This window comes from Streptomyces sp. NPDC014861, assembly GCF_043081625.1.
Lineage (GTDB): Bacteria > Actinomycetota > Actinomycetes > Streptomycetales > Streptomycetaceae > Streptomyces.
In genome coordinates this window covers 66762-91230 of sequence record NZ_JBIBWV010000018.1, presented here as the reverse complement: position 1 = coordinate 91230, position 24469 = coordinate 66762, and the positions used below count along the sequence as shown (strand labels likewise).

The 24469-nt window shown below is 70.5% G+C and carries 25 protein-coding genes; 13 read left to right on the top strand and 12 right to left on the bottom strand.

Annotated elements, in window-relative coordinates; all coding sequences use genetic code 11:
• Positions 1–178 precede the first annotated feature (178 nt).
• Together ACF1BN_RS28080 and ACF1BN_RS28075 are read left to right on the top strand one after the other, a co-directional pair.
• Entirely contained in the window at positions 179–3070 is a 2892-nt protein-coding gene (locus tag ACF1BN_RS28080) for a transglycosylase domain-containing protein (RefSeq protein WP_392334382.1), read from the top strand.
• 259 nt (positions 3071–3329) lie between these two features.
• Complete coding sequence (locus tag ACF1BN_RS28075; RefSeq protein WP_392334381.1) at positions 3330–4883, top strand: glycosyltransferase family 87 protein; 1554 nt, start codon at positions 3330–3332, stop codon at positions 4881–4883.
• Positions 4884–4930: 47 nt separating this feature from the next.
• Here ACF1BN_RS28075 and ACF1BN_RS28070 read toward each other — a convergent pair whose 3' ends face one another.
• The 3 genes from ACF1BN_RS28070 to ACF1BN_RS28060 all read right to left on the bottom strand — a co-directional run bounded on the left by ACF1BN_RS28070 (position 4931) and on the right by ACF1BN_RS28060 (position 7621).
• Positions 4931–5962 carry an alanine racemase gene (locus ACF1BN_RS28070; protein ID WP_376603581.1) on the bottom strand — a complete coding sequence of 344 codons (1032 nt, stop codon included), beginning with the start codon at positions 5960–5962 and terminating at the stop codon, positions 4931–4933.
• A gap of 96 nt (positions 5963–6058) precedes the next feature.
• Complete coding sequence (locus ACF1BN_RS28065; protein ID WP_392334380.1) at positions 6059–7177, bottom strand: lipid II:glycine glycyltransferase FemX; 1119 nt, start codon at positions 7175–7177, stop codon at positions 6059–6061.
• A gap of 129 nt (positions 7178–7306) precedes the next feature.
• Positions 7307–7621 (bottom strand): hypothetical protein, encoded by a 315-nt coding sequence (locus ACF1BN_RS28060; protein WP_376603577.1) that lies wholly within the window; start codon positions 7619–7621, stop codon positions 7307–7309.
• A 240-nt stretch (positions 7622–7861) separates the two neighbouring features.
• Here ACF1BN_RS28060 and rpsF point away from each other — a divergent pair, with 240 nt between their 5' ends.
• The 4 genes from rpsF to rplI all read left to right on the top strand — a co-directional run bounded on the left by rpsF (position 7862) and on the right by rplI (position 9610).
• Positions 7862–8152 carry a 30S ribosomal protein S6 gene (rpsF, locus tag ACF1BN_RS28055; RefSeq protein WP_004950685.1) on the top strand — a complete coding sequence of 97 codons (291 nt, stop codon included), beginning with the start codon at positions 7862–7864 and terminating at the stop codon, positions 8150–8152.
• Between the two features lie 72 nt (positions 8153–8224).
• On the top strand, positions 8225–8827 hold the full coding sequence (locus ACF1BN_RS28050) for a single-stranded DNA-binding protein (RefSeq protein ID WP_392334379.1): 603 nt from the start codon (positions 8225–8227) through the stop codon (positions 8825–8827).
• 81 nt (positions 8828–8908) lie between these two features.
• The gene (gene rpsR, locus ACF1BN_RS28045) at positions 8909–9145 is read left to right on the top strand and encodes a 30S ribosomal protein S18 (RefSeq protein ID WP_005315025.1); all 237 of its coding nucleotides are present in this window, start codon (positions 8909–8911) and stop codon (positions 9143–9145) included.
• An 18-nt stretch (positions 9146–9163) separates the two neighbouring features.
• Positions 9164–9610, top strand: a complete 447-nt coding sequence (rplI, locus tag ACF1BN_RS28040; protein ID WP_319011552.1) for a 50S ribosomal protein L9 — start codon at positions 9164–9166, stop codon at positions 9608–9610.
• 155 nt (positions 9611–9765) lie between these two features.
• Here rplI and ACF1BN_RS28035 read toward each other — a convergent pair whose 3' ends face one another.
• Positions 9766–11103 carry an MATE family efflux transporter gene (locus ACF1BN_RS28035; RefSeq protein WP_392334378.1) on the bottom strand — a complete coding sequence of 446 codons (1338 nt, stop codon included), beginning with the start codon at positions 11101–11103 and terminating at the stop codon, positions 9766–9768.
• Between the two features lie 441 nt (positions 11104–11544).
• Here ACF1BN_RS28035 and dnaB point away from each other — a divergent pair, with 441 nt between their 5' ends.
• Positions 11545–13056 carry a replicative DNA helicase gene (gene dnaB, locus ACF1BN_RS28030; protein WP_392334423.1) on the top strand — a complete coding sequence of 504 codons (1512 nt, stop codon included), beginning with the start codon at positions 11545–11547 and terminating at the stop codon, positions 13054–13056.
• 37 nt (positions 13057–13093) lie between these two features.
• Positions 13094–14476 carry a serine hydrolase domain-containing protein gene (locus tag ACF1BN_RS28025; protein ID WP_392334377.1) on the top strand — a complete coding sequence of 461 codons (1383 nt, stop codon included), beginning with the start codon at positions 13094–13096 and terminating at the stop codon, positions 14474–14476.
• Positions 14477–14564: 88 nt separating this feature from the next.
• Here ACF1BN_RS28025 and ACF1BN_RS28020 read toward each other — a convergent pair whose 3' ends face one another.
• From ACF1BN_RS28020 to ACF1BN_RS28010, 3 genes are all read right to left on the bottom strand, one after another.
• A complete protein-coding gene (locus ACF1BN_RS28020; RefSeq protein WP_392334376.1) occupies positions 14565–15017 on the bottom strand; it encodes a GNAT family N-acetyltransferase in 453 nt (150 codons plus the stop codon).
• A gap of 70 nt (positions 15018–15087) precedes the next feature.
• Complete coding sequence (locus ACF1BN_RS28015) at positions 15088–15546, bottom strand: MarR family winged helix-turn-helix transcriptional regulator (RefSeq protein ID WP_392334375.1); 459 nt, start codon at positions 15544–15546, stop codon at positions 15088–15090.
• Positions 15547–15637: 91 nt separating this feature from the next.
• The gene (locus ACF1BN_RS28010; protein WP_392334374.1) at positions 15638–16501 is read right to left on the bottom strand and encodes a GNAT family N-acetyltransferase; all 864 of its coding nucleotides are present in this window, start codon (positions 16499–16501) and stop codon (positions 15638–15640) included.
• 242 nt (positions 16502–16743) lie between these two features.
• Between ACF1BN_RS28010 and ACF1BN_RS28005 the strand changes: the two genes are divergently transcribed.
• Entirely contained in the window at positions 16744–17976 is a 1233-nt protein-coding gene (locus ACF1BN_RS28005) for a globin domain-containing protein (RefSeq protein ID WP_392334373.1), read from the top strand.
• Here ACF1BN_RS28005 and ACF1BN_RS28000 read toward each other — a convergent pair.
• From ACF1BN_RS28000 to ACF1BN_RS27980, 5 genes are all read right to left on the bottom strand, one after another.
• A complete protein-coding gene (locus ACF1BN_RS28000) occupies positions 17908–18387 on the bottom strand; it encodes an NUDIX domain-containing protein (RefSeq protein ID WP_392334372.1) in 480 nt (159 codons plus the stop codon). The two genes, ACF1BN_RS28005 and ACF1BN_RS28000, sit on opposite strands and share 69 nt — an antisense overlap.
• A gap of 35 nt (positions 18388–18422) precedes the next feature.
• The gene (locus ACF1BN_RS27995; protein WP_392334371.1) at positions 18423–19319 is read right to left on the bottom strand and encodes a LysR family transcriptional regulator; all 897 of its coding nucleotides are present in this window, start codon (positions 19317–19319) and stop codon (positions 18423–18425) included.
• A 201-nt stretch (positions 19320–19520) separates the two neighbouring features.
• Positions 19521–20681, bottom strand: a complete 1161-nt coding sequence (locus ACF1BN_RS27990; RefSeq protein ID WP_392334370.1) for a cystathionine gamma-lyase — start codon at positions 20679–20681, stop codon at positions 19521–19523.
• 232 nt (positions 20682–20913) lie between these two features.
• On the bottom strand, positions 20914–21399 hold the full coding sequence (locus tag ACF1BN_RS27985) for a low molecular weight protein-tyrosine-phosphatase (RefSeq protein ID WP_392334369.1): 486 nt from the start codon (positions 21397–21399) through the stop codon (positions 20914–20916).
• Between the two features lie 9 nt (positions 21400–21408).
• Positions 21409–21786 (bottom strand): phage holin family protein, encoded by a 378-nt coding sequence (locus ACF1BN_RS27980; protein ID WP_392334368.1) that lies wholly within the window; start codon positions 21784–21786, stop codon positions 21409–21411.
• Between the two features lie 50 nt (positions 21787–21836).
• Between ACF1BN_RS27980 and ACF1BN_RS27975 the strand changes: the two genes are divergently transcribed.
• From ACF1BN_RS27975 to ACF1BN_RS27960, 4 genes are all read left to right on the top strand, one after another.
• Complete coding sequence (locus ACF1BN_RS27975) at positions 21837–22154, top strand: cupin domain-containing protein (protein ID WP_392334367.1); 318 nt, start codon at positions 21837–21839, stop codon at positions 22152–22154.
• A gap of 247 nt (positions 22155–22401) precedes the next feature.
• Complete coding sequence (locus ACF1BN_RS27970) at positions 22402–22620, top strand: DUF5326 family protein (RefSeq protein WP_376596818.1); 219 nt, start codon at positions 22402–22404, stop codon at positions 22618–22620.
• Positions 22621–22905: 285 nt separating this feature from the next.
• On the top strand, positions 22906–23670 hold the full coding sequence (locus ACF1BN_RS27965) for an IclR family transcriptional regulator (protein ID WP_392334366.1): 765 nt from the start codon (positions 22906–22908) through the stop codon (positions 23668–23670).
• A gap of 138 nt (positions 23671–23808) precedes the next feature.
• Entirely contained in the window at positions 23809–24249 is a 441-nt protein-coding gene (locus ACF1BN_RS27960) for an SsgA family sporulation/cell division regulator (RefSeq protein WP_189981839.1), read from the top strand.
• Positions 24250–24469 lie beyond the last annotated feature (220 nt).

Genomic DNA, 24469 nt, shown 5'->3' with positions numbered 1-24469 from the left:
GTCTGTGCGGCATGCACACCACCGGGAACCAGGAGCCGCGCTGGGGCGTCAGTGCAGCGGGTGACCGGCTGCGATACGAAAGGGGCCTTCCATGGGCTCCGGTCGTGCGCATTTCGGGGGGACCGGAACTCAACTGCCGCTTCCAGGCGTACGCGCCTGCCCGAGGAGTAGTCGTTCGATGAGCGAGCACCGTCGCAGAATGCCGTCGCAGGAGCCGCCGACGGGCGGCCGCGCGGCGGCACGACGCGCCGCCCAGCAGCCGGCCGGCCGCAGGTCGGCCCCGGCCCATGACACCGGTACGGGGACGCCCCCGTACGGATCGCCGGCCCCCTACGGGGCTTCCGGCGCGCACGGGGGGACCGCGTCGTCCTCCCACGGGGAGGAGGCACGTCCGTACGGCGGACGCGCCGAGGCCCGGCGCGCCGCCCAGCGGGGCGGTCGCCGACGCGCGCCCGCGGCCGGTCCGGGTGGACCGAGCGGCCCCGGCGGCGGCGGTGGCCGTCGCGGTGGAGGCGGCGGCGGTGGCGGCCGTGGTGGCGGTCCGGGTGGTCGTCCGCCGGGCAAGAAGCGGGTGATCGACTACCCGCGCCACGACAAGGACGGCTGGCGTCGCTGGATGCCGTCCTGGAAGCTCGTGACGGGTACGTTCCTGTTCTTCTGCGCGCTCCTCATGGGCGGCGCGGTCATCGCGTACTCGCAGGTCGTCATCCCCAAGGTGGACGCGACCGCGACCTCGCAGAACAACATCTACTACTGGGCCGACGGCACCCGCATGGTCGCCACCGGCGCGGGCCAGAACCGCCAGATCGTCGGCATCGACCAGATTCCGAAGGTCATGCAGGAGGCCGTGATCTCGGCCGAGAACAAGACCTTCCGGGACGACTGGGGAGTCGACCCGATGGGCATCGGCCGCGCCGTGTGGAACATGGCGAAGGGCGGCGAGACCCAGGGCGGCTCGACGATCACCCAGCAGTACGTGAAGAACGGCCTGCTCGCCGACCAGTCGCAGACCCTCTCCCGGAAGGTGAAGGAACTCTTCATCTCCATCAAGGTCGGCAACGAGCTCGAGAAGCCCGACATCCTGGCCGGCTACCTCAACACCGCCTACTACGGTCGCGGCGCCTACGGCATCCAGGCCGCCTCCCGCGCGTACTTCAACAAGGACGCCAAGCAGCTCAACGCCTCCGAGTCAGCGGTGCTCGCCTCCGTGCTCAAGGGCGCCACGTACTTCGACCCCGCCGGCTACCCCGAGGTCGACCCCGAGGCCACGCCTGCGAACAACCTGGCCCGCCTCACCGAGCGGTGGAGTTGGATCCTCGACGAGATGGTCAAGGACCAGAAGATCGGGGCGGACGAGCGGGCGAAGTACACGGCGCTGCCGAAGATCCAGAAGCCGAGGCAGGACGCGCAGCTGAGCGGCCAGATCGGTTACCTGGTCGCCACGGCGAAGGCCAACTTCCGCAGCAAGTACGACATCAGCGCCGAGGCCCTGGATCTGGGCGGATACGAGATCCACACCACCTTCGACAAGAAGAAGGTGAAGGCGATGGAGGACTCGGTCAAGAAGATCTACGACGAGTACATCGACGAGAAGAAGCGTCCGAAGGACGACACCCACGTCGAGTTCGGCGGCGCCTCCGTCGACGTCAAGACCGGCAAGATCGTCGCGCTCTACGGCGGCCAGGACGCGACGAAGCACTACACCAACAACGCCGACACCACCGGTGCCCAGGTCGGTTCGACGTTCAAGCCCTTCGTGCTCGCCGCGGCGATGCAGGATGGCGTGCGAGACCCGGAGGGTCCCAAGGAGCAGGGTCCCTCCACGCGGAAGCTGGTCGACCCCGACAAGAGCCGCTACAACGGCAAGGACGACCTCAAGGTCCGCGACTACCGAGGCGAGATCTGGCACAACGAGGAAGGAGCGGAGTGGAAGCAGAACAACGAGGGTGACACGAGCTACGGCAACATCACCCTTCGCAAGGCCATGGTCGTCTCCGCCAACTCCCCCTTCGTGCAGCTCGGCATGGACGTCGGCATCGACAAGGTGCGTGACATGGCCATCGCCGCCGGTCTGCGTCCCGACTCCCTGGTGAAGGGCGAGGTGCCGTCCTTCTCGCTCGGCATCTCCAGCCCCAGCGCGATCCGCATGGCCGGCTCCTATGCCACCTTCGCCAACCAGGGCGAGCGCAACGAGCCGTACTCCGTGACCAAGGTGCTCAAGCAGGGCCAGGTCATCTACCAGCACGATGCGGCGCCGAAGCAGGCGTTCTCCTCCGCCATCTCCTCGAACATCACCGACGTGCTCCGCAGCGTCGTCGAGGACAAGGGCGGCACGGGCAAGAACGCTGCCATTCCGGGTCGCCAGGTGGCCGGCAAGACCGGTACCACCGACAAGAACAAGTCGGCCTGGTTCGTCGGCTACACCCCGCAGCTCTCGACGGCGATCGACATGTACCGCTTCGACGACGACGAGACGAAGAAGGGCCGCGAGTTCCTGGAGATGTACGGCACGGGTGGTCAGGACTCGATCCACGGTTCGTCCTTCCCGTCGCAGATCTGGAACGACTACATGACGGACGCCGTCGCGGACCTGCCCGTCGAGGAGTTCCCGGAGCCGGAGAAGCTGCCGGACGCCCAGGCGGTCTACGGCGGTGGCGCCACGCCCAAGCCGACGCCCACCCCGACGCCGACCGAGACGGCGACGCCGACCGAGACGGCCACCACCGCTCCGACCACGACTCCCCCGCCGACGCCCACCGACACGGGCCGTCCGACCACCACCAAGCCCACGCCCGACAAGACCACCTGTGGCATCTGGGACGGCTGGGAGTGCAACAACGGCGGTGGCAACAACAACGGCGGCGGCAACGGCGGGACGACCGCTCCGACGCCCACGGACACCGGGACGTCGACGCCGACGGATCCGACCACGTCACCGGGAGGCTCCGACAGCGGGGGCAACGGGAACGGCGGGAACAACGGCGGCGGTGACACCGGCGGCGACGGCAGTGGCGAAACCGGCGGAGAGCCCTCCGAAGGGGCCACCGGAGGCGGCAGCATCTTCGACTGAGGTCGCCGGGGGGGGGGGCCCCCCCCGGGGGGGCCCCCCCCCCCGCGGGGGGGGGGGCCGGGGGGGCCCGCCCCCCCCCCCCGGGGGGGCCCCCCCCCGGCGGCCCTCCGCGTTTCACGTGAAACATGCGGGCCACACGGCAGCGGACCTCGTGTTTCACGTGAAACACGAGACGCGGTGCCGGCTCCCGCCCTGGGCACGCGATTCCCGATCCGGTCGCGGGGCCGGATTCCCAGGGGCGTACGGCAGGATGTCACCCATGCCGAGCCTGAAGAAGACGAGCGGTCCCCTGGACGGGCCCGCGGCGCCGGACGGAGCGCGCGGGGAGAAGCCCCCGACCGTCGCCCCCACCCGGCGCGACGAGGTGGCCGCCGCGGGCAGCGCAGTCATCGGCGGCCGCTACGGACGCCGCGCCCTGCCGGGCAGCGGTCCCGCGGGCGGGCAGTTCACGCCGGTACGGGTGATCGCCCTGGTGGCCATCGGCATGTTCGCCCTCGGCATGGTGCAGAAGCTGCCCTGCTACAACTGGGCCTGGTTCCGCGGCACCACCTCGCAGTACACCCACGCCTGCTACTCGGACATCCCGCACCTGTTCGCCGGGCGCGGTTTCGCCGAGGGCCTGGTGCCGTACTTCGACCGGCTCCCCGGCGACATACCGTTCCTGGAGTACCCCGTCCTGACGGGTCTCTTCATGCAGGTCGCGGCCTGGCTGACGCCCGGCGGCGAGCTCCAGGGCCAGGAACAGGCGTACTGGCTCGTCAACGCCGGCCTGCTGATGGTCTGCGCGGCCGTCCTCGCCGTCTGTGTGGCCCGGACGCATCGCCACCGCCCCTGGGACGGCCTGCTGGTCGCCCTGGCGCCCTCCGTGGCCCTCACCGCCACGATCAACTGGGACCTGCTGGCCGTGGCCCTCACCGCCGCCTCGATCCTCATGTGGTCCCGCTCCCGGCCGCTCGCCGCCGGCATCCTGCTCGGCCTGGCCGTCGCCGCCAAGTTCTACCCGCTGCTGCTCCTGTGGCCCCTGCTGCTGCTCTGCGTGCGTGCCGGGAGGCTGCGGGCCTTCGGCACCGCGCTGCTCGGCGCGGTGGGCTCCTGGCTCGTGGTGAATCTGCCGGTGATGCTCGCCGCGTCCGACGGGTGGAAGCAGTTCTACCTCTTCAGCCGCGACCGGAACGTGGACTTCGGTTCCATCTGGCTGCTCGTCAGCCAGCGCAGCGGCACGTCCATCCCGCCCGAGCGGGCCAACCTGTACGCGCTGCTGCTCCTGGTGCTCGCCGCCGGCGGTCTCGCGTGGCTGGCCTTCGCCGCGCCGCGCCGGCCCCGGCTGGCGCAGCTGGCGTTCCTGATGGTCGCCGCGTTCGTCCTCACCAACAAGGTCTACTCGCCGCAGTACGTGCTGTGGCTGGTGCCGCTCGCCGCGCTCGCCCGGCCCCGCTGGCGCGACTTCCTGATCTGGCAGTCGTGCGAGGTGCTGTACTTCCTCGGGATCTGGATGTACCTGGCGTTCACCGGCAGCGGCAGCAAGCAGGGACTGCCGCTCGACGGCTACCACTTCGCGGTCGTGCTGCACCTGCTGGGCACGCTGTACCTCTGCGTCATGGTCGTCCGGGACGTCCTCGCGCCCGAGAAGGACCCGGTCCGGCGCGACGGCTCGGACGACCCCTCGGGCGGCGTCCTGGACGGCACCCCGGACGCCCTCGTCGTGGGCAGGGCGGCGCACCCGGCCCGGCACGCGGCCCCGGTGCCCGAGACGGGCGGTCAGCAGCTGCTGGTGACATGGGGAACCCCCGGGGCCGAGGGCTCCCGGGGGTGACCGCAGGGCGCGGCCGTACGGCGTGACCGTACGGCCGGCCCGGCGCCTCAGCGCTCGACGAGCCGGTCGTACTGCGTTGTGGTGTGGCGCAGGTGCGCGGTCAGCTCGTCGCCGACCTGAGGCTCCTGCGCGTCGGCCGGCACGAAGAGGATCGACACCTGCATGTGCGGCGGCTCGGCGAACCAGCGCTGCTTGCCCGCCCAGACGAACGGCGACAGGTTCCGGTTGACCGTGGCCAGACCGGCCCGGGCCACGCCCTTGGCGCGCGGCATCACGCCGTGCATCGCCTTCGGGGCCTCCAGGCCCACGCCGTGCGAGGTGCCGCCGGCGACGACGACCAGCCAGCCGTCCGAGGCGGCCTTCTGCTGGCGGTAGCCGAAGCGGTCGCCCTTGGCGACGCGGGTGACGTCCAGGACCGAACCGCGGTACTCGGTGGCCTCGTGGTCGCCCAGCCAGAGCCGGGTGCCGATCCGGGCGCGGAAGCGGGTCTGCGGGAACTGCTGCTGGAGCCTGGCCTGCTCCTCGGCCCGCAGGTGGCTCACGAACATGGTGTGCAGCGGCAGCCGGGCGGCGCGCAGCCGGTCCATCCAGGAGATGACCTCCTCGACGGCGTCCGTGCCGTCCGGGCGGTCGAGCGGCAGGTGCAGGGCGAAGCCCTCCAGGCGTACGTCTTCGATCGCGGAGGCGAGCAGCGCGAGCTCCTCCTCGCGGACGCCGTGCCGCTTCATCGAGCTCATCACCTCGATGACGACGCGGGCGCCGACCAGGGCGTGCACGCCGTCCACGGAGGAGACGGAGCGGATCACCCGGTCGGGCAGCGGCACCGGCTCCTCGCCCCGCCGGAACGGCGTGAGGACCAGCAGGTCGCCGCCGAACCAGTCCTTGATCTTGGCCGCTTCGTACGTGGTCCCCACCGCGAGCATGTCGGCGCCGAACCGGGCCGCTTCCTCGGCGAGGCGCTCGTGGCCGAAGCCGTAGCCGTTGCCCTTGCAGACCGGGATCAAACCGGGGAACTGGTCGATCACGGTCTTCTGGTGCGCCCGCCAGCGAGCGGTGTCGACGTAGAGGGAGAGCGCCATGGCCGGCCCGGAACCTTTCTGATGGCTGCGGTGGGGTGTCGGAGATGTGTACGAAACCCGCGGAACTATGAGGGTACGCAAGCCCCGGGGGGAGCGTCAGCGGCGCGACATGTAGATGTCCAGCGCCTTGTGCAGGAGCTTGTTCAGCGGGAAGTCCCATTCGCCGACGTACTCCACGGCCTCGCCGCCGGTGCCGACCTTGAACTGGATCAGGCCGAACAGGTGGTCGGTCTCGTCGAGCGAGTCGGAGATGCCGCGCAGGTCGTAGACGGTCGCGCCCATCGCGTACGCGTCGCGGAGCATCCGCCACTGCATGGCGTTGGACGGGCGGACCTCGCGGCCGATGTTGTCGGAGGCGCCGTACGAGTACCAGACGTGCCCGCCGACGACGAGCATCGTGGCCGCCGACAGGTTCACGCCGTTGTGGCGGGCGAAGTAGAGGCGCATCCGGTTGGGGTCCTCGCTGTTGAGGACGTTCCACATGCGCTGGAAGTACGAGAGAGGGCGCGGCCGGAACTTGTCGCGGACCGCGGTGATCTCGTACAGGCGCTGCCACTCGGCGAGGTCCTCGTAACCGCCCTGGACGACCTCGACGCCGGCCTTCTCGGCCTTCTTGATGTTGCGGCGCCACAGCTGGTTGAAGCCCTTGAGGACGTCGTCCAGGGAGCGGTTGGCCAGCGGGACCTGGAAGACGTAGCGGGGCTGCACGTCGCCGAAGCCGGCGCCGCCGTCCTCGGCCTGCTGCCAGCCCATCCTGCGCAGCCGGTCGGCGACCTCGAAGGCTTGCGGCACGACCTCGGTGGCCTGGACGTCCTTGAGGCGCTTGACGTCCGGGTCCTGGATGCCGGACTTGATCGCGGCCGCGTCCCAGCGGCGGATGACGACCGGCGGGCCCATCTTCACGGAGAAGGCGCCCTGCTGCTTGAGGTGGGCCAGCATCGGCTGGAGCCACTCGTCGAGGTTGGGGGCGTGCCAGTTGATGACCGGGCCCTCGGGGAGGTAGGCCAGGTAGCGCTTGAGCTTGGGGAGCTGGCGGTAGAGGACCAGGCCGACGCCGACGAGCTCGCCGTTCCTGTCGAACCAGCCGAGGTTCTCCGAGCGCCACTCGGTCTTCACGTCCGCCCACGCCGGGACCTGGCAGTGGCTCGCGCCGGGCAGGGTCTGGATGTACGCCAGATGCTGCTCTCGGCTGATGGTCCTCAGGGTCAGGCTCATGCGGGGCGCTCCTCGGCAGGTGTGTCCCCATCGGTCAGGGGCTCCGGCTCTCGCGCCGAAGCCTACTGTGACCGGGGAGCGCCCCGAAGGGCCGCGTGGGCCCTGACGTGCTCGGCGTCGTCCGATCGGTCAGCTGATCACGCCTCCGAACAGCCCTCCGTGGGCCATGCCGAGGAAGAAGCCCACGGCTGAGGCGCCGAGGCCGATGATCAGGAAGAAGCGTTCGCGGGTGGTGACGGAGATGAACTGCCCGTAGGCCCCGGTCAGGATGCCGATCAGGCCCGACCACGAGCTGAGCAGGTGCAGGTTGTGGAACTGCGCCGTGACGAAGGACAGGATGCCCAGCGCCAGCGTGACGGCGAGCAGCGTGTCCACGAGCGGGTGCGGCTTGCCGTCCGTGGCGAAGAGGGAGTGGCCGGGGTCGGGTCGCATTGCCTGTGCCATGGGGCACCTCCTGGCGTGCCGTGCGGAGGGCGGCGCATCCTAGCGCCGCCGACGTCCGATGTGTACAGATTGCGTCCCCTCCCCACCGGATTTCAACCGCAAGGCGATGTGCAGGTACTCTGTACGGTCTGCGCCGGTGTCTGCCCTGGTACTCCAGCTGGGACGCCGTCGCATCACGCATCACGACCCTCCTGCCACGGAACGACCGTGGCCGCTGAGTCCAAAGGAGGTGGGTTCCACATGCGTCACTACGAGGTGATGGTCATCCTCGACCCCGATCTCGAGGAGCGCGCTGTCTCCCCGCTGATCGAGAACTTCCTCTCCGTCGTCCGTGAGGGCAACGGAAAGGTCGAGAAGGTCGACACCTGGGGCCGTCGTCGTCTCGCCTACGAGATCAAGAAGAAGCCCGAGGGCATCTACTCGGTCATCGACCTGCAGGCCGAGCCTGCGGTCGTCAAGGAGCTCGACCGCCAGATGAACCTGAACGAGTCGGTCCTCCGGACCAAGGTCCTCCGTCCCGAGACCCACTGAGCTTCCGCTCAGAGGTAATCGGGTCCGAGTAGCAGCAAGCAGCCAGAAGCAATCCCGCCGAGAGGTTCACCCATGGCAGGCGAGACCGTCATCACGGTCGTCGGCAATCTCGTCGACGACCCCGAGCTGCGCTTCACCCCGTCCGGTGCGGCGGTCGCGAAGTTCCGCGTCGCGTCCACTCCCCGTACCTTCGACCGTCAGACCAACGAGTGGAAGGACGGCGAAAGCCTGTTCCTGACCTGCTCGGTCTGGCGTCAGGCGGCGGAGAACGTCGCTGAGTCCCTTCAGCGCGGCATGCGCGTCGTCGTGCAGGGCCGGCTGAAGCAGCGGTCCTACGAGGACAACCAGGGCGTCAAGCGCACGGTCTTCGAGCTGGACGTCGAGGAAGTCGGTCCCAGCCTGCGTAACGCCACGGCCAAGGTCACCAAGACCACCGGCCGCGGTGGCCAGGGTGGCGGCGGCGGCTTCGGCGGCGGCGGTGGCCAGCAGGCCGGCGGCGGCTGGGGTGGCAACTCCGGCGGCGGCCAGCAGGGCGGCGGCGGTGCTCCCGCCGACGACCCGTGGGCCAGCGGCGGCTCCTCCTCCCCCTCCGGCGGCGGCCAGCAGGCCGGTGGCGGCGGTGGCGGCTGGGGTGGCAACTCCGGCGGCGGCTACTCGGACGAGCCCCCCTTCTAGGGACCCCCTTCCGGTCCGTCCGGAAGCGGCCCCCGGGGGCAGCTCGTACCCCACACTTCTTGATCACACAGGAGAAACACCATGGCGAAGCCGCCTGTGCGCAAGCCTAAGAAGAAGGTCTGCGCGTTCTGCAAGGACAAGACCGCGTACGTGGACTACAAGGACACGAACATGCTGCGGAAGTTCATTTCCGACCGCGGCAAGATCCGTGCCCGCCGCGTGACCGGCAACTGCACGCAGCACCAGCGTGACGTCGCCACGGCCGTCAAGAACAGCCGTGAGATGGCGCTGCTGCCCTACACGTCCACCGCGCGATAAGGGAAGGGTGACCGAAAAATGAAGATCATCCTCACCCAGGAAGTCTCCGGCCTCGGTGCGGCCGGCGACGTCGTCGAGGTCAAGGACGGCTACGCTCGCAACTACCTGGTCCCGCGTGGTTTCGCGATCCGCTGGACCAAGGGTGGCGAGAAGGACGTGGCGCAGATCCGCCGCGCCCGCAAGATCCACGAGATCGCGACCATCGAGCAGGCCAACGAGGTCAAGGCCAAGCTCGAGGGCACGAAGGTGCGCCTGGCCGTTCGCTCCGGCGACGCCGGCCGTCTCTTCGGCTCCGTGACCCCGGCCGACGTCGCCTCGGCGATCAAGTCCGCCGGTGGCCCCGAGGTCGACAAGCGTCGCGTCGAGCTCGGTTCGCCGATCAAGACCCTGGGCTCGCACCAGGTGCTCGTGCGTCTGCACCCCGAGGTCGCCGCGAAGCTCGGCATCGAGGTCGTTGCCGCGTAACGCTGCGCTCAGCAGTTCTGCGCTCCGACGCAGAAGGAAGGGCCGCACTCCTCACGGAGTGCGGCCCTTCCGCACGTTTCACGTGAAACACGCGCTTGAGGCTGGTTGATCTGATTGATCTGCTTACGGCTGTTTCACGTGAAACAGCGCCTCGGTCAGCGGGTGGCGCCTGTGACGATCCAGCGGCCGGAACGCATCCGGAACCACAGCGTGCCCATCCGGACGCCCATCATCAGCGTCATCGCCCACCAGAGGGCGGTCAGCCCGCCGCCGAACACCGGCACCAGCAGAGCGACCGGGGCGAAGACCGCAAGCGTGAGCAGCATCGCCCTGGCGAGGTAGGGGCCGTCACCCGCGCCCATGAGGACTCCGTCGAGGACGAAGACGACTCCGGAGATCGGCTGCGAGAGCGCCACGACGAGCAGGGCCGGGAGCAGCGTGGACTGCACGGCGGGGTCGCCGGTGAAGAGCGGGATGAAGAGCGGGCGGGCCAGGACGAGCAGCAGGCCGAGGACGACTCCGGAGACCACGCCCCACTGGACCATGCGGCGGCACACCTGGCGGGCGCCGTCGGCATCACCGGCACCGAGGTAGCGCCCGATGATCGCCTGGCCGGCGATGGCGATGGCGTCCAGGGCGAACGCCATCAGGCTCCACAGGGACAGGATGATCTGGTGGGCCGCTACCTCGGTGTCGCCCAGGCGGGCGGCGACGGCGGTGGCGATCATCAGGACGGCGCGCAGCGAGAGCGTACGGACCAGGAGGGGGACGCCTGCCTGGGCCGAGGCGCGGATGCCGGGGGCGTCGGGTCGGAGCGAGACGCCGTGGCGCCGTGCGCCGCGGACGACCACGACGAGGTACGCGACGGCCATGCCGCACTGGGCGATGACCGTGCCCCAGGCCGAGCCCGCGATGCCGAGCCCGGCGCCGTAGACCAGTCCGATGTTGAGGGCGCCGTTGACCGCGAAGCCGCCGACGGCCACGTAGAGGGGGGTCCGGGTGTCCTGCAGGCCGCGCAGGACGCCGGTGGCCGCCAGGACGATCAGCATCGCGGGGATGCCCAGGATCGAGATCCGGAGGTACGTGGTGGCGTACGGGGCGGCGGTGTCGGAGGCGCCGAAGACCTGCACCAGCCACGGAGCCGTGGGCAGGGTGACCGCGACGACGGCGAGGCCGAGGAGGAGGGCCAGCCAGATGCCGTCGATGCCCTGCCGGAGGGCGGCGGGCAGGTCGCCCGCCCCGACGCGCCGGGCGACGGCGGCCGTGGTGGCGTAGGCGAGGAAGACGAAGACGCTGACGGCGGTGGAGAGCAGGGCGCCCGCGATGGCGAGGCCCGCGAGCTGGGGGGTGCCGAGGTGCCCCACGACGGCGCTGTCCACCATCAGGAAGAGCGGTTCGGCGACGAGGGCGCCGAAGGCCGGAAGGGCGAGCGAGAGGATCTCCCGGTCGTGTCGGCGCAGTGCTGCCTTGGTGCTCGTGGGGGCCTGGGTCATGGGGTCAATGTAATCGTCCACAGGTAAGTGATGCAATGCAATAGCGATCCTTACTTTTAAGGGGATCGAGGCTTCGGGTGTGGGCTGTTTGTTCTGATCGTGGCCCAGGGGGAAAAGTTTTTCTCCCCCACAACCCGTGGATGGAAAAACCCCAGGTCAGCGCGGTAGCGGTGTGGGGGCTATGAGTTTGTCCACATGGCTGTCCCCCGGTCCGTGCACAGGATCCGCTGGCTTATCCACAGCATCTCGGCCTTCACCCACAGAGCCTGTGGATAACCAGATTGGCTGATGCCCCTCGCGGGCCTACCGTGGACCGGCGCCCGACGCGCCAGAAGCGGACGCAAAGCCACTCTTTGATCAAGCCCGTGGCGTAAGAAGGAGTGGCACGGCGAGGTCCGCGGAGCGGACGGGAAGAGGTGGCGGGTGAGCGTTCCCGAGCCCATGGACGACCCCTGGGCCGACGGCGGACCGAGCGACCGGCTGCCCGTCCGCACCCGGGGCGAGGGGCGCGGCGAAGGCCGAGGCGAGAACCGCGGCGAGGGGCGCGGCGAGGGTCGCGGGCGCGGCCGGGGCCGTGACGAGCAGCACGAGCGCGGCAGCGACGGACCCTGGGACGGCGGACTCTCCGGTTTCGAGCGTGTCCCCCCGCAGGACCTCGACGCCGAGCAGTCCGTGCTCGGCGGCATGCTGCTCTCCAAGGACGCCATCGCCGACGTCGTGGAGATCATCAAGGGCCACGACTTCTACAAGCCCGCGCACGAGACCGTCTTCGGCGCGATCCTCGACCTGTACGCCAAGGGCGAGCCCGCCGACCCCATCACGGTCGGCGCCGAGCTCACCAAGCGCGGCGAGATCAACCGCGTCGGTGGCGCCTCCTACCTGCACACCCTCGTCCAGTCGGTCCCGACGGCGGCGAACGCCTCGTACTACGCCGAGATCGTGCACGAGCGGGCCGTGCTGCGCAGGCTCGTCGAGGCCGGCACGAAGATCACGCAGATGGGATACGCGGCCGACGGCGACGTCGACGAGATCGTGAACTCCGCCCAGGCGGAGATCTACAAGGTCACCGAGCAGCGGACCACCGAGGACTACCTGCCGCTCGGCGACATCATGGAGGGCGCGCTCGACGAGATCGAGGCGATCGGCTCCCGCAGCGGCGAGATGACCGGTGTGCCCACCGGCTTCAGCGACCTCGACTCGCTCACCAACGGACTCCACCCCGGTCAGATGATCATCATCGCGGCCCGTCCCGCCATGGGTAAGTCGACCCTCGCCCTCGACTTCGCCCGCGCCGCGTCGATCAAGCACAACCTGCCCAGCGTCATCTTCTCCCTGGAAATGGGCCGCAACGAGATCGCGATGCGCCTGCTGTCGGCCGAGGCCCGGGTCGCCCTGCACCACATGCGCTCCGGCACCATGACCGACGAGGACTGGACCCGGCTCGCCCGCCGTATGCCGGACGTCTCCCAGGCCCCGCTCTACATCGACGACTCCCCGAACCTGTCGATGATGGAGATCCGCGCCAAGTGCCGGCGGCTCAAGCAGCGCAACGGCCTCAAGCTCGTCATCATCGACTACCTCCAGCTGATGCAGTCCGGTGGCTCCAAGCGGCAGGAGAGCCGCCAGCAGGAGGTCTCCGACATGTCGCGAAACCTCAAGCTCCTCGCCAAGGAGCTGGAGCTCCCGGTGATCGCGCTCTCCCAGCTGAACCGTGGCCCCGAGCAGCGCACCGACAAGAAGCCGATGGTCTCCGACCTGCGTGAGTCCGGATCCATCGAGCAGGACGCCGACATGGTCATCCTGCTCCACCGCGAGGACGCGTACGAGAAGGAGTCCCCGCGCGCCGGCGAGGCCGACATCATCGTCGGCAAGCACCGTAACGGTCCGACGGCCACCATCACCGTCGCCTTCCAGGGCCACTACTCGCGCTTCGTGGACATGGCACAAACCTGATCGTGCCGGGGCGGGACGGCGGGGCATGATCGGTCGCATGACCTCAGCCTTCGAAGCCCTGCTGCCCACCACCGAGCGTTCGCTCCTGCACCGTGTGGCCCGCGCCCAGAGCGAGTGTCGCGCGCCTTCCTTCGTGGGCGCCGTCGCCCGCGGGGGAGCGATGGTCTGGAGCGGCGCCCGCACCTGTGTCGACGGGCACGCCCCGGACGCCGACACGCAGTACCGGATCGGCTCGATCACCAAGGTGTTCACCGCCGTCCTCGTCCTGCGGCTGCGTGACGAGGGGCTGATCGACCTCGACGACCCGCTGGAGAAGCACCTGCCGGGTACGGGGGTGGGCGAGGTGACCGTCGCCCAGCTCCTCGGCCACACGGCGGGGCTCGCCGCGGAGACTCCCTCGCCCTGGTGGGAGCGGACGCCGGGGACCACGCGGCCCGAGCTCTCCGACGTGCTGGGGGAGGCGCCCTCGCTCCATCCCACCGGCCGGAGCTTCCACTACTCCAACCCCGGCTACACCCTGCTCGGTTCGCTGGTCGAGGCGGTGCGCGGGGTGCCCTGGGAGGAGGCGCTGCGCGCCGAGATCCTGGAGCCGCTGGGCATGGACCGGACGACGGGGGATCCGGTCGCGCCGCACGCCGGGGGCTGGGCGGTGCACCCCTGGGCCGATGTGATGCTGCCGGAGCCGTCCGAGGACCTGGGGGTGATGGCCCCGGCCGGGCAGTTGTGGTCGACGGCGGCGGACCTGTGCCGGTTCGGGCTCTTCCTCGCGGAGGGCGACGAGCGCGTGCTGAGCGCCGCCACCGTCGCCGAGATGAGGGTTCCCGCCGCGCCGCCGGCCGCCGGAGACGCACAGATGGGGTACGGCCTCGGGCTCCAGCTCGCGCACGGGGAGAGCGGCACGCTGATCGGGCACGGCGGCTCGCTGCCCGGCTTCGTCGCCGGCCTCTGGGTGGACGTCTCGGAGGGCCTGGTCGGCGTGGCCCTCGCCAACGCGACGAGCGGCCCCCAGCCCGGCGTCGTCGCCGCGGAGCTCGTACGGATCGTGGCGGAAGCCGAACCACGGCTCCCCGAGCCGTGGCGCCCGCTGCCCGCGTCCGAGGTCGACCAGGAGCTTCTGGCGCTGACCGGCCCCTGGTACTGGGGGACGTACTCCTTCTGCCTGCGGCTCGGTGCGGAGCGCGGCGTGGTTCTGGAGCCCCTGAGGGGTGCCGGCCGCAGCGCCAGGTTCCGGGCGTTGCCCGACGGCGGCTGGATCGGTCTTGACGGGTACTACGCGGGGGAGACGCTGAGGGCGGTACGCCGTCCCGACGGCGGCGTCAGCCATCTCGACCTCGGCTCCTTCGTCTTCACGCGGGAGCCGTACGAGCCCGGGGACGCGGTTCCGGGCGGGGTCGACGAGAAGGGCTGGCGCGGGCTCTGACCGTGCCGTGACCGACCCGGCATGACGAACGCCCATGTTTCACGTGAAACATGGGCGTTCGTGGCGACAGGCGCCTCGGCAGGGGAGCTCAGAGGGCTCGCTTGAACCCCACGTGGCTCGCCTCGAAGCCGAGTCGTTCGTAGAAGCGGTGGGCGTCGGTACGGGTGGCGTCGGAGGTCAGCTGGACCAGCACGCACTCCAGGCGCCGGGACTCCTCGACGGCCCACTCGATGAGCACGGTCCCCAGACCGCTGCCGCGTTCCTCGGAGTGGATGCGCACTCCTTCGATGATCGAGCGGGTGGCGCCGCGCCGGGAGAGCCCGGGGACGACCGTCAGCTGGAGTGTGCCCACGACCCTTCCGGCACGCGCGGCGACGACGAGGTGCTGGTTCGAGTCGTCAGCGAGCCGTGCGAAGGCGGCGAGGTACGGCGCGGGGTCGTCCGGGGACTCCCGCTGGGCGCCGAGCGGGTCGTCGGCGAGCATCGCGACGATCGCGGGGACGTCCTCCGCGGTCGCGGGACGGATCTCAAGATCGCTCATGCCCGCAGCGTACGGTCCGCGGACGGGGCGGCGTCAGGGGCGTCGGTGAGTCGGAGCGGGACCGAGTGGGTCAGACGGTGACGGGTTCGCCTTCGAGGACTCGGACCAGGGGGGCCAGGTCCGGGTTCTTCGCGGCCTCGTCCAGGGCCTCGCGCAGGGCCCGGTCGTTGGTGGGTCGGGCCTCGGTGAGGAGCTGCCGGCCCGCCTCGGTGACGTCGGTGTAGATGCCGCGCCGGTCGGTCGCGCAGAGGTAGCGGGTGAGCAGGCCCCGGTCCTCCAGGCGCGTGACCAGCCGGGTGGTGGCGCTCTGGCTGAGCACGACGGCGTCGGCGACCTGCTTCATCTGAAGGTGTCCGCCGGGGCCGTCGTGCTGGCGGCTGAGAACGTCGAGGAGCGAGTACTCGCGGGCGCTCAGGCCGTGACCCGACTCAAGGGCGCGCTCGATGTGGGACTCGATGCGACCGTGCAGCAGGGAGAGGGCGCACCAGCGCTGCGCGAGCCCGGTGAGGGCGGGGTCCGTCGCGGTCATGTTCTCTCCTCGTCCCTCTCCTCGCCGGTGGGGTTGCTCGCGATCCAGGGTAGTCGATGGGCCGCAATAGTGGGCGTCTGCAAGTATGTGGTCAGCCTGCGGCGACGGTGAGCGGAGCGAAGCGCCGGCCGGCGTCGCCGGGGAGGCCGGGGGCCGAGCGGATCATCACGGCGTTGGTGATGATCGGGGCCAGTCCGTTCTCCTTGAGCCAGCCCAGAAGCTCGGTGTGCCGGAGATCGACGTCGGTGCGCAGCGGGCGGTCCGAGGCGGCGGCCAGTGAGGCCACCAGAGCCTGGGCGGTGGCGGTGTCGCGGGCGATCAGAGGGCCGATGACATGGGTGTCCATGTTGGGCCAGGCCGCGGCGAAGCCGATGATCGCGCCGTCCTCGACGGCGACCCGCAGATGGTCGGCGAAGGCCGGGAGCCGGGTGATGAGCGGGGTGCGGTCGAGGCCGAAGACCTCAGCGTCCAGGCGGAGGACCTCCTGGAGGTCCTCGGCGGTGGCCGGGCGGACCGGGACGCGCGGGGCGGCCCCGGCGGCCGAGAAGCGGCCCTTCAGCATCTCGGCGCGCCCGACCTCGGTGAAGCCGAGCCCTTCGTAGAGCGGCTGCCCGTTCGCGGTGGCGTGGAGCGTGAGAGGGGTGTCGCCGGACTCCGCCAGGACGTACCGCATCAGCCGGCGTCCGACGCCCCGGCGGGCGTAGCGCTCGGCGACGAGCACCATGCCGATGGCCGCGAGCTCGGGGCCGTAGGAGGTGACCACGCAGCAGGCGAGCAGCCCGTCGCCGTCGGGGTCGTCGATGCCGTACCCGGTGCCCGCGGCGAGCAGCAGACCCCATTTGTGTTCCTCGCGGGGCCAGCCGCGGTTCTCGGAGAGGTCGGCGCAGGCCAGGAGGTCGGCGGGGTCGAGACGCCGGACGGGAAGCTGTGCGAGGTCTGTGGGGGAGAGCGGCATGACGGCCAGGCTCTCCGACGGGGTGATCTTCCGTCCAGAGGTTTTCGCGTGATGTTTCACGTGAAACGCCCCGTGGCCTGGAATGTTTCACGTGAAACCGTGCGCGGCGGCGACGGGCGCCGAAAGAGTGGAGCCTAGTCCGCAACCCGGTCCTTTGGCCCGAGAACGCCGCTTTCCGCCCGCCGCCCTTCCGGCTGCCGCCATGCTGCGAGCACGGAAGCCGGCTGCATGAGGCGAGGCACATGATGGATGGTCCGACCAGCACGACCGACGGGACGGGGGCCCGAATAGCGGAACCCTCACCCGATGCGGTGCTCGTCCGCCGCACCCTGGAAGAGATCGCCCCGGTCGCCGACAAGGTGACGTCGTACTTCTACGCACTGCTCTTCGTCCGGAACCCCGCCCTGCGTGACCTCTTCCCGGCCGCGATGGACACCCAGCGGGACCGGCTGCTCAAGGCTCTCCTCACGGTCGCCGACCGGATGGACGACAGTGCCTTCCTCGGTGAGTACCTGGGCCATCTCGGCCGGGGGCACCGCAAGTACGGGGTCGAGGCGGCCCACTATCCGGCGGTCGGCGAAGCCCTGATCGGCGCGCTCGTCCGGTACGCGGAGCGGAGCTGGGACGCGGAGACCGAGGCGGCCTGGGTCCGGGCGTACACGGCGATCTCGCAGATCATGATCGACGCCGCCTCCGAGGACGAGGTGCAGGCCCCCGCCTGGTGGCAGGCCGAGGTGGTCTCGCACGATCTGCGGACCCCCGACATCGCCGTCATCACCCTGCGGCCGGACGCGCCCTACCCCTTCCTCGCCGGGCAGTACACGACGCTGGAAACTCCCTGGTGGCCGCGTATCTGGCGGCACTACTCCTTCGCCTCCGCGCCCCGCCCGGACGGGCTGCTCACCCTGCACGTCAAGTCCGTCCCGGCCGGCTGGGTCTCCCAGGCGCTGGTTCACCGGGCCCGGCCCGGGGACGTGCTCCGGCTGGGGCCGCCGGCCGGCTCGATGACGGTCGACCACGCCACCGACACCGGACTGCTCTGCCTCGGCGGCGGCACCGGCATCGCGCCGATCAAGGCGCTGGTCGAGGACGTCGCCGAGCACGGCGACCGCCGGCCGGTCGACGTGTTCTACGGGGCTCGCAGGGGCCACGACCTCTACGACATGGACACCCTGCTGCGGCTCGCGAAGACCTTCCCCTGGCTCGCCGTCCATCCCGTCACCGAGGCGCAGTGCCCGCTGCCGGAGGCGGTCCGGGAGACGGGGCCCTGGACCGAGCGGGACGCGTACCTCTCGGGCCCGCTCGGCATGGTCCGGCAGGGCATCGACGTGCTGCGCGGCTCGGGGGTCCCCTCCGAGCGGATCCGCCACGACTTCCTGGCGGAGCTCGCCGCGGTGGGGGCCGGGTCAGCCGAGGTCGGGGGCGTGCATGGCACGCACGCCCTCGATGTTCCCGTCGAGGTAGTGGCGCAGTGAGAGCGGTACCAGATGGACGGCGGCGATACCGACGCGGCTGAACGGCACCCGGACGATCTCGTACTCGCCGAGGGGTTCGTCGATCTCGGGGCCGTGCCGCAGGCTGAGGTCCATCGACTCCAGCCGGCAGACGAAGAAGTGCTGGACCTTCACGCCGGAGACCCCGCCGTCGACGATGTGCTCGACGGTGTCGACGAAACAGGGGACCACATCGACGATCTTGGCGCCGAGTTCCTCGTGCACCTCGCGGTGCAGGGCCTCGACGACGGTGGAGTCGGAGGGCTCGACGCCGCCACCGGGCGTGACCCAGTACGGATCCACCCCCGGTTTGGTGCGCTTGATGAGGATGAGGTCGTCTCCGTCGAGCAGGATGGCGCGTGCGGTGCGCTTGACCACGGGCCTTTCGGTCATGGGAAGAAAATGGCCCGTTCCCGCGGGGCTGAAACTCACCACTCCCCCGCGGCCCGCACCAATTCCTCGTGCGCCCGCGCGATGTGGGTCAGTGCGAGGGTGCCGGTCCGGGCCACCAGGAAGTAGGTCCGCAGCGGTGGTAACGGCGGATCGAGCAGCGCCACCAGCCGTCCCCGCTCCAGCGCCTCCTCGCAGAGGTAGCGGGGCAGTACGGCCAGTCCGGCTCCGGCGGCCGCGGCCTCCCGGACGGCCCGCAGGTCGGGGGCGATGACGGTGGCCGCCGCGGCCGGCGCGGTCTCGAAGACGGTGGACCAGTAGCGCGTGGCGAGCGGCAGCGACTCGTGCACCTCGACCACCGGGAGCCGCTCCAGGACGACCGCCCCCGTGGAGAGCAGAACCTCGGGGGAGAGCCGGGCGGCCCAGCGCGGGGCGGCGACCAGGACGAGCTCCTCGTCGCAGAGCGGGGTGGCGGTGAGCAGTCCGCCGCGCGGCCGGGCGGTGGCGAGGGCGAGGTCGTGGTGGCCCGCGGCGAGACCGTCGAGCAGCTCCTCCGCGTTGACGACGAAGGAGGCGCGCAGGGCGAGACCCTGGGCGACGAGCGGCGCGAGCGCGGGCAGCGCGCGCAGGGACGTGAACTCCGGGGGCCCGGCGACATGGAGGGTACGGACCCCGCGCTCGACGTCGAGCCCGGTCTCGGCGATCTCGACGAGCGCGTCCAGGTGCGGGGCGGCGCGGTGGGCCAGTTCGTCGCCGATGCTGGTCGGGGTCACGCCGCGGGCCTGCCGCAGGAAGAGGGGCCGGCCGAGCTGTCGTTCCAGGGTACGGATCTGGCTGGTGACGGCGGGCTGGGAGAGGCCGAGGAGCGCGGCGGCGCGGGTGAAGGAACCGGCCCGGTGCACCGCGACGAACGTGCGCAGCAGGGCCAGATCCATGTGCGCCCCTCCCCGGCCGACCGGCCGCCATCGCAGGATCGTCCAACTATAAATATGTCGATCGGTCGCTGTCGCTACCGTGATTGGACACTGACGCACAGTCAACTAGCCTTGTCCGAGCGGGTTCCGCACGAGGACCAGGGCGTTCCGAGCCACGAGGGGGGAGGTTCGGAGCGCCCCGGTCCGAGCCCCGTCCGCTCGTCAGCCGACCTTGCGCGCCGCGTCGAGCGCCCGCAGTACGTCCGCGATCAGGTCCTCCGGGTCCTCGGCGCCGACCGAGAAGCGGATGAAGCCCTCGGCGACGGCGTCCCCGCCCCAGCGTCCGCGCCGCTCCGCCGAGGAGCGCACCCCGCCGAAGCTGGTGGCGTCGTCGACCAGGCGCAGTTCGTCCAGGAAGCGTTCGGCCCGGGCGCGGTCGGCGAGCTCGAAGGAGATCACCGAGCCGAAGCGGCGCATCTGCCGGGCGGCGACCGCGTGCGAGGGGTCGTCCGGGAGCCCGGGGTGGCGCAGCCCGGTCACGTCGGGGTGCTCGGCCAGCACCCGGGCGAGCTCCAGGGCGGTGGCGCACTGGCGGTCGATCCGCAGCTGGAGGGTGGCCAGGGAGCGGTGCGCGAGCCAGGCCTCCATGGGTCCGGGGATGGCGCCGACGACCTTCCGCCAGCGCCGCACCTCCGCGGCCCGCAGCGGGTCGCGGCAGCTGACGTGGCCGAGCAGGATGTCGCCGTGGCCCGTCATGCCCTTGGTGTCGCTGGCCACGGAGAAGTCGGCGCCGAGTTCGAGCGGTCGCTGGCCGAGCGGGGTGGCGAGGGTGTTGTCGACGGCGACGAGCGCGCCCCCGGCGTGCGCCGCGGCCACCAGCCGGCGGATGTCGCAGACGTCGAGCCCCGGATTGGACGGGGTCTCGATCCACAGCAGTTTGGCGCCGTCGAGCACGTCGAGCTGGGCGTCGCCGCCGGTCGGGGCGGTGCGCACCTCGATCCCGTACGCGCGCAGCTGCTCGTGGAGGAGCGGCAGGGCCTGGTAGCCGTCGGCCGGCAGGACCACGGCGTCGCCGGCGGAGAGCTGCGAGAGCAGCACCGCGGAGATGGCGGCCATGCCGGAGGCGAAGACCACGGTCTCGATCCCGGACTCGCCGGGCGACTCCAGGGTGCTGATGGCCTGTTCCAGATGGGTCCAGGTCGGGTTCTCGTCGCGGCCGTAGGTGTACGGGCCGGTGGGCTCGCCGGGGAGGTGGAAGTGAGCGGCGAAGACCGGTCCCGGGAGGGTCGGCTCGTGCTTGACGGGCTCGGGCAGTCCGGCCCGTACCGCCAGGGTCCCGTCACCGGGACCCACGCCGTGGTTGTGCTGTTCCTGGGGGCTCACGGGTTCACCGGGTCCTTTCCTCGATCTCGTCCCCCGAAGTCTCCCCCTCGGTGCTCCCCGAAGTCTCCTGGGGGTTGCCCCCTGAGCCCGTCCGGGGGTTCTGGGTCGGACGGGCCCACCCGGTCTGAGGCCCCTCCGGCGGGTCAGGGCCGGACGGGCCCGCCCCCTGGTCGGAGACCCCTCCGGCGGGTCAGGGCCGGCCCGGCCCGAGCCCTAGGTCGGAGACGCTCGGTCAAGTCTTGCCGAGTCCGGCCCGGACGGCGGCCAGGAGTCCCTCGCTCGCGGCCTCGGTCATCTCCAGGCATTCCTCGAAGCCCTGCCGCCCGCCGTAGTAGGGGTCGGGGACGTCGAGCGTGTCCCCGGCGGCGGGGTCGTACGAGCGGAGCAGCCGGACCTTGGCCGCCTCCTCGGGGGTACGGGCCAGGCGGCGCAGCTCCCGGAGATGGCCCTCGTCGAGCGCGATCACCAGATCGAGGGCCGGGAACCAGGAGGCGCGGAACTGCCGCGCGATGTGGGCGGAGGTGTAGCCGTACTCCTCCAGGACCGCGACGGTACGGGGATCCGCCCCGTCGCCCTCGTGCCAGCCGCCGGTGCCCGCGCTGTCCACCTCGACCGCATCGCCGAGGCCGGCCTCCTCCACGCGCGCGCGGAAGACGTGCTCGGCCATCGGGGAGCGGCAGATGTTGCCGGTGCAGACGAAGCAGACGCGGTAGGTCATGGCGGCCACTCAGTCCCCGTCGGGGAGCAGCACGTTGAGCGCCCACGAGACGACGGAGATGATCAGGCCGCCGATGATGGCCGTCCAGAAGCCCTCCACATGGAAGCTGAGGTCGAACTGGTCGGCCAGCCACGAGGTGAGGAGCAGCATCAGGGCGTTGACCACCAGGGTGATCAGGCCGAGGGTCAAAATGAAGAGGGGCAGCGTCAGCAGCTTCACGATCGGCTTGACCAGGAAGTTGACGAGGCCGAAGACGAGGGCGACGAGCAGAAGGGTGACGATCTTCTTGCCCGTGCTCTCACCGGTCAGGGTGATGTCCTGGAGAAGCCAGATGGCGACTGCCAGGGCGCCCGCGTTGGCGAGCGTCTTGACTACGAAATTCTTCATGTGTCTGATCGTGGCAGACACGATCGGGCCAAGGGCAGGGGCGAACGGCAGTGAAGGCATTCCGGCTGGACGAACTGGAGGCGGAGCGCGTCGCCAACCAGGGGGCGTACCTCCAGTTCCTGCGTGAGCGGAACATGTCGGTGGGGCTGTACGCGCTCGACGCGGGCGAACTGGACCCGCAGTCGCCGCACGGTCAGGACGAGGTGTACTTCGTGGTGTCCGGGCGGGCGGCGATCACGGTCGGGGACGAGACGACGCAGGTGGCTCGGGGCAGCGTGGTCTATGTGCCGGCCGGGGTTCCGCACCGCTTCCACCACATCAGCGAGGATCTGCGCGTGCTGGTGGTGTTCTCGCCGCCGGAGGCGTGAGGGGCGGCGGCCCGCGCTTGTGCGGCCTTCGCTCGTACGACCTCCGCTTTGTGCGGCTCCCGGCGGTCCCCGGTGGCGCCTGGCGTTCCCCGGTGTTCTCCGGGGTGGGGCCCCTGGTCCCCCTAGGGGGCGGATCAGGGGAGAGCCGGGGCCCGGGAAGCCCCTGCGGCGCGGGGTGTCCGCCTAGCCTTGAGGTGTCCGGGACGGAGGGTTCCGGTCGGGGGAATCGAGAGCGAGGGAGAGAACCATGGCCGTACAGGAGATTCTCGCGGGACTGCCGTGGTGGGTGAAGTGGATCGCGATACCCGCCCTGGTCCTGCTTGTCTTCGGCGGATTCATCACCAGCGTCCTCACCTTCGTGATCGGTCTGCTCTTCAAGGTGCTGCTGTTCGTCGCGCTCGTCGCCGGACTCATCTACGCCGTGCGGAAGTTCGGGTCCTCGTCGAAGTCGGACCGCGACTGGTAGCACAAGCTACTCATCGGTATTCGGCGCCTGCCGGGCGTTAGCCCGGCAGGGGGAACGCACTGGTGGAAACCAGTGGGGGCGAGGACGAGCCACTAGAGTGGCAGAACTCCGCCGAGTCGGGGACTACGGGCGTAGATCTCCGGCAGATCTGCGGTTTCCCACTCGTCCCTGAGGGGTCCGGTCCATCGGACCCCATCGGTGTCCCAGGCCCGGCGGGTGCGCGGGGGCGGCCCCCGCGAGCGGGTGCGACGCATCCGTTGTCACGCCTGGGGGTGACCTTTGGCCATGGCTACGCAGACAGCTGCGCCGACCCTGATCGGCTCGGTGCAACGGGCGCTGAGACTTCTGGAGGCCGTGGCCTCCCACGCGGACGGTGCCCCCGCCAAGCAGCTCGCCCGGGAGACGGGTCTCCCGCTGCCCACGACGTACCACCTTCTCCGCACCCTGACGCACGAGGGCTATCTGCTCCGCGACAAGGGTGCGTTCTATCTGGGCGAGGCAGCCGCCCGTCTGGCCGGCGGCGGGGCTGTGCAGAATCGTCGCACCAAGATCGAGGACTCCCTCGCCCGCTGGCGGGACGAGATCGGTGTGCCGGTCTACTTCGCCCTGTACCACGAGGGCGAGATCGAACTCGTCTCCGTCGCGGACACTGCCAACTCCCCCGCGGTCGAGGAATGGGCCGACTTCCGGGAGACCGGTCACGCGCATGCCATCGGGCAGTGTCTGCTCAGTCAACTCGATCTGAAAACTCGTCAAGACCACCTCGATCGCCATCCGGTCGAAGCGATCACTCCGTACACGGTGAGTAATCGCCGGATGCTTTTGGAGCGTTTGGGTAGTTTGGGGCGAATGGAGCCCCTGGTGGAGCGTCAGGAATATGCGCTGGGCACGGTCTGCGCCGCAATCCCCGTCACAGTGGGCTCCATGGCCGCCACTCTGGCCATTTCCCTCCCTCTTCACCAGGAAGAACGGTTGCTCCCAGCAGTCGAGCGACTACGCACGGAGATCGGAAGTCTCTTCAGTTCGCTCGCCTTCTCTATCAGTATCTGAAAAATCACTCCTTGTGATCTGCTAGCGCGTACAGCACGATTGCGTCAAGAGGGCCACGGGGGATCATTCCTGGCCGTTTCGGTCACAGCTTTCAGCAGCTGTGTTTACACAACTGCTCCATCTACTGCGGGGTACATGATGCGAGAGTCGGTTCAGGCCGAGGTCCTGATGAGCTTCCTCGTCTCGGAGGAGCTCTCCTTCAAGATCCCGGTCGAACTGCGATACGAGACCCGGGATCCCTACGCGGTGCGGATGACCTTCCACCTTCCCGGGGACGCGCCCGTCACGTGGGCGTTCGGCCGGGAGCTGCTGCTCGACGGGATCAACCGCCCGAGCGGTGACGGCGACGTCCACATCGCCCCGACCGAGCCCGAGGGGCTGTCGGACGTCTCCATCCGGCTCCAGGTGGGCGGCGACCGCGCGCTGTTCCGGGCCAGCGCCCCGCCGCTCGTCGCCTTCCTCGACCGCACGGACAAGCTCGTCCCGCTCGGCCAGGAGCAGACGCTCGGCGACTTCGAGGACAGCCTGGAGGCCGCGCTCGGCCGGATCCTCGCCGAGGAGAGCGCGGGCCCGGCCTGACCGACGCCCTCCGTACGCCTGACGCCGGCGCCCGTTCCGTACGGCCGACACCGGCGCCTCGCTCCGTACCGCTCACAGCAGAGTCCCGTTCCGTACGGCTCGCAGCGGCGTCCCGCTCCGCGCTGCCGACACCGGCGCCGCGATCCATACCCCCGACACCGGCGTTCCGTTGCACGCTGCCGGCACCGGCGTCCCGATCCATACCCCAAACAGCGGGGCC